Source organism: Sphingobacterium griseoflavum (assembly GCF_014653155.1).
Lineage (GTDB): Bacteria > Bacteroidota > Bacteroidia > Sphingobacteriales > Sphingobacteriaceae > Sphingobacterium > Sphingobacterium griseoflavum.
Window position 1 is genome coordinate 375,238 of the sequence record NZ_BNAF01000003.1, and the last position, 7,332, is coordinate 382,569.

The window sequence follows — 7,332 nt, forward strand, 5'->3', positions numbered from 1 at the left end:
AGGGTAGCACAAGGCTGCCCTTTTTCGATTCATGTCCACCGCTATTGTAGGATGGGCGTTCGCTCCAGAGATTCCAAAATTTCGCAAACCTGCGCTGCCTCCGTTTTGGTACGCAACCAGTGGATTGCCACGCCTTCTTTCTCCATTTTTCGAAAGAAAGTCATTTGTCGTTTTGCATAACGATGGATTTCGGTTTCAAGTTTTTTATGAAAAGCAGGCTTATCCAGTTCTCCTAAAAGATAAAGGGATGCATATTTGTATTCCAGGCCATAGTACTGCAGGTCGGCGTGGCTGAGACCGCCTTGCAGTAGCTTTTCCACCTCCCCGATCAATCCTGTATCCAGTCTTTTGCGAAGTCGATCGCTGATACGTGCGCGGCGTACATCAAGCTCGGGGTTAAGACCGAAAACACGGGGCATATAAGCTGGTCGTTCTTCAACGGGTAAAAAACCCTGCTTTAACGCTTCCAATATTTCGATGGCCCGTATTAAACGCTTTTGGGAACTTTGGTCTATATGGAAATCGTTCGGTACGACATAATCTTGCAACCGTCGAATCAAGGCTTGCTTGTCGCAGGTGGATAGTTGGTCGCGTAGCGCCTGATTGACGGGCGTTTGGATGTACGGCTGAGGGATTAAAAGGGAGAGTATATACATTCCGGTTCCGCCAACGGCAACGGGTGTTTTTCCCCGTGAAACAATATCGCTGTACGCTTCGTGGAAATCATTTTGAAATTGCGCGATGTCGTAGCGTTGCTGGGGGTGGCGAATATCGATGAGGTGGTGGCGTATATCTCGGTAGGCATGGAGATCCTTGCCTGTGCCGATATCCATCCCGCGATAGACCTGTCGGGAGTCGATGCTGATGATCTCTCCCGAAAGCTTTTCTGCCAGAGAAACACCTAAAGACGTTTTTCCGGAGGCAGTGGGTCCTAAAATAATGGTTAAAAAAGGAGGAGGGGTTCCATTCCCCTCCTTAATGATATCTCTTTTCCGAGCTGAAGGTCCGATCACAAAATAAATTTAGTCCACTTCTCCGAACTGTCGTTACTCGCAACGACGTTTTGGACAAATGCCATTCCGCGCACACCGTCTTGTACGGAAGGGAAATCCAGTTCTTCCGGCGTAGGGGTTTTACCCTCGCGTTTAGCACTGACCGTTGCGGCGAAGTTTCGGTATATGTTAGCAAAAGACTCGAGCAAGCCCTCTGGGTGCCCAGCGGGAATACGCGTGTTATGTGTTGCAAAGGAGCTTAGCGTAAACGGCGCAGCATAGGCATTTCCCGTCCGATAAATTTGGCGAGGTTGATCCAACATTTTAATGATTAAATTGTTAGGGTCTTCGTTGGCCCACTCTAATCCGCCCTTTTCACCATATACGCGTATACGGACTGCGTTTTCCTCGCCAGCTGAAATCTGCGATGCCATCAGCACCCCTTTTGCGCCATCTTCAAACCTTAGTAACACCGATCCGTCGTCGTCCAATAGCCGCCCTTCGACAAAGGTCGTTAGATCTGCACATAGTTCTGTGATGCGTAACCCGGTAATATATTCAGCTAGGTGCGCCGCGTGCGTACCAATATCGCCCATAACGAGCGAGAGCCCTGATTTTTTAGGGTCAGCCCGCCAAGCGGCACCGGAGTTTCCTTCTCGTTCTGTCAAGCGGCTCAGCCAACCCTGGGGATACTCGACTACAATTTTGCGGATTTTTCCAAAGTGCCCATCTTTAACCATGGCTTTTGCCTGTTTTACCATGGGATAACCCGAGTAGGTATGTGTCAGGCATAGTGTGCGTCCGGTTCGTTCAACAATGGCTTGCAATTCTTTCGCTTCTTCTAACGTAACGGTCATCGGCTTTTCAACAACCACGTCAAATCCATTTTCCAATGCCAGCTTTGCAGGGCCGAAATGTAAAAAATTTGGTGTTACAATGGTGAGGAAGTCCATGCGCTCTCCATCTGGGAGTGCAGCCTCCTTCGTTATCATCTCTTCGTAATTGGCGTACACTCTATCTGGAGCGATAAAAAGGTCTTCTCCCGATTGTTTGGAAACTTCAGGGTCGACGCTAAATGCGCCACATACCAGTTCTATTTTTCCATCGATAAAGGCTGCGATACGGTGCACAGCGCCTATAAAGGCGTCCTTGCCTCCGCCAACCATACCCATACGTAATTTACGTTTCATAAGATTGTCTTCGTTTTAATGTTTTTCTAGGCTAAATATACATATCGAAAGCGGGTTTTCATAATCGCAGGAGCAACTTTGTGCTTCCGCTATTCTCTACATAATAGCATCCTGCAATAGCAACTGGTAGCTCGCCAGAGCTGCTGTGGCTTTCCACGGGCCGACGTATCCCGTTGGCGACTGCATAGCGTTGCGGCCCTGCGGTCCCCACTTCTTTAAACCCTAGGGTCGCTAGATTGGAATCGTGCGACCAATCCCTATCAACATACGTCATGATGTCGTCGGGGCGAAAATCTTTTATGAAAGCTTGAAGAAGTTTGGATAGCCCTCCTACGATGCGAAAATTCGTTTTGTGGCAGAAGCGGATCAATTCGAAGGAGCGGTATTTTTCATGTTGATCACGCATGCGCCTTCCTCCGCTGAAAATAGCAATTGATACCAGCTGACCTTCGTGGAATAGACCATAACGATATTTTCCTGGAATTGCAGCCTGTAAATGGTGTTCCTCCAAAAAAGAGATGCTCACGCGTTTGTCGATGCGGGCCACTACGGTTTTTCGGGCGTATACGACCTGCCCATTCCCAAACAGCGCGGCCAAACGCCCACAGAGCTTATCGCTGTCGGAGATGATTTGGTCATAATCAATATGGACTGTGCGAGGCGACTGTTGTGCCAGCCGGCCCATCGCTGTCGGCAAGTAGAGTATGATAGACAGTTCATGTTTAGGAGCATGCAGCATAATGATGTCAGCATCGATTTTCCGCTGGAAATTCGTGGCCAATAGCCGCTCCAACGCTCGTATAAAATTTTCGATTTTGTGTTTTTCTACTATCATTGCACTTGGCACAAAGTTAGCAGAATCTAAATGTGTATAAATTATTATTGATACCTTTGCGGAGAAATTGACATGTATGAAGTTACCAATTGTCGCGTATGGCGATCCCGTACTGCGTAAGAAGGCAGAGGAAATAGATGAGGATTACCCCAATTTGAAGCAGACGATTGCAGATATGTTCGAAACGATGTATGCTGCGAGAGGTGTCGGATTGGCCGCTCCACAGGTGGGGTTACCGATCCGCTTATTCGTAATCGATGCGTCCCCGTTTGCAGAAGATGATGAGGATGGCGACGGCGATCCATCATTGAAAGGGTTTAAAAAGGTACTGATCAATCCGATCATCTTGGAAGAAACGGGTGAAAAATGGGGGTTTAGCGAAGGCTGTTTAAGTATTCCCGATATCAACGAGGAGGTGATGCGGCCCTCCAACGTATTGATTAACTATTTGGACGAAAACTTCGAGGAACATGAGGTTCAGTTAACCGGCTTGGCGGCACGCATTGTGCAGCACGAATATGATCATATCGAAGGTAAACTGTTTATCGATAAGCTTGGCCCCCTGAAGAAAGCTATGTTAAAAGGAAAGCTAGATGCTATCTCTAAAGGAATGGTCCGGGTGGGATATAAAATGCGTTTTCCCCACGTAAAGAAGAAAAGATAGCCGCCGCTATCTTTTCTTCTTTACGTGCCCTAGCCGCCGATAACCGGTAGAGAAAGTTTGAATTTTACGGCAAGGAGCCGAATGACGAAGATTATCGCTGCCGACAAAAAAGCGTTGATGGTGCTGTCTACACCGAGAATCCCAAGGACGATATACAGCAAAGCGCCCGATAGGCATGCTGTTGCGTAGATTTCCTTCCTAAAGATGAGCGGTGTTTCGTTCATCAAGGTATCTCGAATAACGCCGCCCATGACGGCAGAGAACATTCCCAAAATAGTGGCTGCTATGGCGGAAGCGTCGAAAGAGAGCGATTTTTGTACGCCTACGATACAAAAGAAGCCAATGCCAATAGCATCGAAAAAAGTGAGGGTTCGCGCTAGTTTATCCAATTGTTTGTTGGCCAAGATCGATATGCTCACGCCAATGAGTATGGCGATAAGATAATTGCCATCATCTACCCACATGGGGCGTAGATTTAAGAAGACATCCCGCAGCGAGCCCCCACCGATGGCGGTAACGAAGCCCGTAAAAGCTGCACCGAAGATGTCGATATGTTTGCGGTTTGCTGCCATGGCACCCGATATCGCGAAAACCATGGTGCCTAATAAGTCAATGGAGTAGATAATGTTCATTGGCGTATATTGCTTCTCGAACAATAATACGTAAAAAATTAATGGATTGAGGGAAAGTTTGCCTGCTTAAAAAAACAAACAAGAGAAGCTGTATGCTTGCTCTTGTTCGTAGGTTCCAAAAAATGGGATGGAGTTTCTTGCTTATCGATCGCTCTTCGTGTCGTGCTGTGGCGCGACAAGTTGTTTGGATTTTTCTTTCCATTCAGGCGAGTTATAATACTCGGTTAGCCGCTTGGCATTTTCTTCTATTTGGCTGATTTTCTCTTTCCACTCCGGCGAGTTATAGTATTCTTCTACTTTACGCGCGCTTTCCTCTATTTTGGCTATCTTCTCTTTCCATTCGGGAGAATTATAGTAGTCCTCTATTTTCCTTGCATTTTTTTCGATCTTCGCTATATGTTCTTTCCATTCAGGCGAGTTGTAGTACACTTCTACCCTTTTGGCATTTTCCTCCACCTTGGCGATATGCTCTTTCCAGTTGGGTGAGTTATAGAACTCCTCCACACGTTTGGCATTAGCCTCTATTTTTGCTATATGTTCTTTCCATACTGGCGAATTATAATGTTCCTCTATATTTTTTGCGTTCTTCTCTATTTTGGCTATATGTTCTTTCCATGCCGGGGAATTATAGTAGGCTTCGATGCGTTTTGCATTAACTTCAATCTTAGCAAGATGTTCTTTCCACTCAGGCGTTTGCATTCGTTGCTGGAGCGCACCTGCTTCTTGTTGCCCTGCTATTGGCGTCATGGGATCGACTGGTGCTAACTTTGGTAGCGGCGGAATGGTATCGAGCGGCGCGAGGACGATAGGATTTGTTTCTGTCGTATCGCAAATCAGGTTGGTAAGTTTTTTTTCTATAGGATCTGCGATTGGCAGCAGGCGCAAGTCTTCGACTTTCTCGATGTCGATGAGTGCAAGTGCTTGCTCCTGCTGTTCCTCCTTGTTTTGTGGTGCAATCCAGGCGATCGTAATTAAGGCTACTGAGCTGAGTAGCAAAGCAATGAGATGTTGCTTAACATGGATATAGTTCTTTTCCATTTTGGTTATTCTTTTTATGCGGTGTAGGAGATGGTGGTTTTTGCCAGTGGCCGCCATGGCGTAGGCCGGCGAGATGTGATGGCTATTTACCTCCACAGACATCAATGCTTGCGCATAGGCGATTGGGGATGGCACCCATTTTATAACCATATCGTCACAGGCATGTTCGCGTTCAGCTTCTATGTGTTTGGATAAAAGCCATATGAAAGGATTATAAAATAATACGGTTTCCATAAGAACCTTGAAAAGGTTAAATAGGTAATCATGACGCTTGATATGAGCCAGTTCGTGAATCAAAATAGATTCAACCTGTTTTAGATCAAGCTTGGCGACCAGTGCTATGGGGAAAAGGATGATGGGTTTTACATGACCTAGCGTCAAGGGTACCGACACCTTTTCGGAAAGAAAAAACCGAACATTTTTACCAGATACTAGCGTTTCGCTGATACGCTGAAACGATTCTTGCCACAGGCTTGGCGTATCTTGGAGGCCCCTAGTCTTCAAATAATGCAATTTAGAAAAACTGTTCGTGAACAAAATCATTTGTATCAGTAAGCCTACGACGTATAGGGAGGCAAACCAAGGGAATAGCGGTTCTAAAATATCCAAAATTGGTGAAGACCCTTTGCTGTACAGAAATTGATCGGACCTGATGTCTATCGCTGTTGATGATAAATCGGTGTTTGAAAAATCCAAATAATGTACGAATGTGGCAACAAAGCAAAAGAAAATAGTTGCCTGTGCGCATAGGGCGATGATGTACTTGTTTTTGGCACTCAACTTTGGAAACCCAACATAAGCGAGGCATAGTAAGCAATAGATAAGTACGCCTTGCCATAAAGAGTGCACGATGCTCCAACCGAGCGCATGTGTGATGTTTTGAAATATAGCGTTCATAGCTTATGAGTTTTCAAGGTTATTTAAGTATTCTTTTATGAGATCAATTTCCTCTTTGCTTGCTCGCTGATTACCCAAAGCCTGCATAACCAAACGAGCCGTAGATCCATTGTACACAGCATCGATCATTTTATCCAAAAATTGATGCTGTGTTTGCTCTTTGCTTAAGAGCGCTTTGTACAAATGTGTTTTCGAGGAGCTGTCTCGGCTTACCATCCCTTTATCAAACATAATCTGCATAAGCTTGAGGGTTGTGGTGTAACCGATGTCTTTTTTATCGAGTTGTTCATGTACGTTGCGAACGCTGCTCTCCCCTTTTTCCCAAAGGATCTGCAATATTTCCATTTCACTATCTGTCGGCTTCATTCTGATCTACGAATTAGTTCGTAGATCAAATGTACGAAGTCTTTCGTATTTTCCAAAAAATTTTTTATTTTTTTAATTTACTAGAGTTTAGCTCTCCGTCATGTGGTTACGGTGTGCATAGCTTTTGGTGTATATGACATGCTATTCTAATGATGACGTATAACCATAAGTCCATTTTCTAAAATTATCCTTCACTACACCAGCTTGTTGCGGACTATGGCGAATGAATAAGCTGGAATAATTTGCAGGATATATGCCAAAGTTTCTATCTTTGCACCACTCCGCAAGGGAGGGACGGTTGAAAAGCGAAAAACAGAAGACGGAAAAGGCCTTTAACGGGTCGGTTCCACGGTTTCGGGCCCCACAGGGGCAGAAAAAAAAGTTCAATTTTATTTTGCGGGACCGGAAAAATCTTCTACCTTTGCAGTCCCAACGAGAAGGAGGGGAACAAAAGAGATAGTTCGGGCAGCGATGCCACGATATATAAAGGCCAAAGCGCGACGCGGCGGCGAGAAAAGTTCTTTAAGAAAGATGATCATGTAGCGTAACGAGTAGTCGGGAGACGAAAGTTATACAATAACAATAAAGTCAACCTGTCAATCACGGAACGTAAGAGACAAAAAAAACGGTTCCGGTTATTTATTGATAAATAGCCCGGTATCGAACAATTCATTTTTACAATGGAGAGTTTGATCCTGGCTCAGGATGAACGCTAGCG

At 45.4% G+C, this 7,332-nt stretch carries 7 protein-coding genes; 1 reads left to right on the top strand and 6 read right to left on the bottom strand.

What is annotated here, in order from left to right; all coding sequences use genetic code 11:
- Positions 1-41: 41 nt before the first annotated feature.
- The 3 genes from miaA to IE165_RS05805 are packed head-to-tail and all read right to left on the bottom strand — an operon-like array spanning position 42 to position 3,017.
- Positions 42-1,013, bottom strand: coding sequence for a tRNA (adenosine(37)-N6)-dimethylallyltransferase MiaA (gene miaA / locus IE165_RS05795; RefSeq protein ID WP_229826367.1), 972 nt, complete (start codon positions 1,011-1,013; stop codon positions 42-44).
- On the bottom strand, positions 1,010-2,182 hold the full coding sequence (locus IE165_RS05800) for a Gfo/Idh/MocA family protein (RefSeq protein WP_189625647.1): 1,173 nt from the start codon (positions 2,180-2,182) through the stop codon (positions 1,010-1,012). The genes miaA and IE165_RS05800 overlap by 4 nt, the downstream gene beginning before the upstream one ends.
- A gap of 58 nt (positions 2,183-2,240) precedes the next feature.
- Positions 2,241-3,017 carry a hypothetical protein gene (locus tag IE165_RS05805; RefSeq protein WP_189625648.1) on the bottom strand — a complete coding sequence of 259 codons (777 nt, stop codon included), beginning with the start codon at positions 3,015-3,017 and terminating at the stop codon, positions 2,241-2,243.
- Positions 3,018-3,093: 76 nt separating this feature from the next.
- On the opposite strand from IE165_RS05805, the gene def reads away from it, so the two are divergent.
- The gene (def, locus tag IE165_RS05810) at positions 3,094-3,681 is read left to right on the top strand and encodes a peptide deformylase (protein WP_189625649.1); all 588 of its coding nucleotides are present in this window, start codon (positions 3,094-3,096) and stop codon (positions 3,679-3,681) included.
- Between the two features lie 29 nt (positions 3,682-3,710).
- Here the strand turns inward: def and IE165_RS05815 are convergent, their stop codons facing one another.
- From IE165_RS05815 to IE165_RS05825, 3 genes are all read right to left on the bottom strand, one after another.
- On the bottom strand, positions 3,711-4,313 hold the full coding sequence (locus tag IE165_RS05815; RefSeq protein WP_189625650.1) for a trimeric intracellular cation channel family protein: 603 nt from the start codon (positions 4,311-4,313) through the stop codon (positions 3,711-3,713).
- A 141-nt stretch (positions 4,314-4,454) separates the two neighbouring features.
- Entirely contained in the window at positions 4,455-6,248 is a 1,794-nt protein-coding gene (locus IE165_RS05820) for a M56 family metallopeptidase (RefSeq protein ID WP_189625651.1), read from the bottom strand.
- Positions 6,249-6,251: 3 nt separating this feature from the next.
- Positions 6,252-6,614 (bottom strand): BlaI/MecI/CopY family transcriptional regulator, encoded by a 363-nt coding sequence (locus IE165_RS05825; RefSeq protein WP_189625652.1) that lies wholly within the window; start codon positions 6,612-6,614, stop codon positions 6,252-6,254.
- Positions 6,615-7,332 lie beyond the last annotated feature (718 nt).

Bases quoted from the DNA above. Each gene is read 5' to 3' on its own strand.
- IE165_RS05800 (WP_189625647.1), bottom strand. From the start codon at position 2,182: ATGAAACGTAAATTACGTATGGGTATGGTTGGCGGAGGCAAGGACGCC.
- IE165_RS05805 (WP_189625648.1), bottom strand. From the start codon at position 3,017: ATGATAGTAGAAAAACACAAAATCGAAAATTTTATACGAGCGTTGGAG.
- def (WP_189625649.1), top strand. From the start codon at position 3,094: ATGAAGTTACCAATTGTCGCGTATGGCGATCCCGTACTGCGTAAGAAG.
- IE165_RS05815 (WP_189625650.1), bottom strand. From the start codon at position 4,313: ATGAACATTATCTACTCCATTGACTTATTAGGCACCATGGTTTTCGCG.
- IE165_RS05820 (WP_189625651.1), bottom strand. From the start codon at position 6,248: ATGAACGCTATATTTCAAAACATCACACATGCGCTCGGTTGGAGCATC.
- IE165_RS05825 (WP_189625652.1), bottom strand. From the start codon at position 6,614: ATGAAGCCGACAGATAGTGAAATGGAAATATTGCAGATCCTTTGGGAA.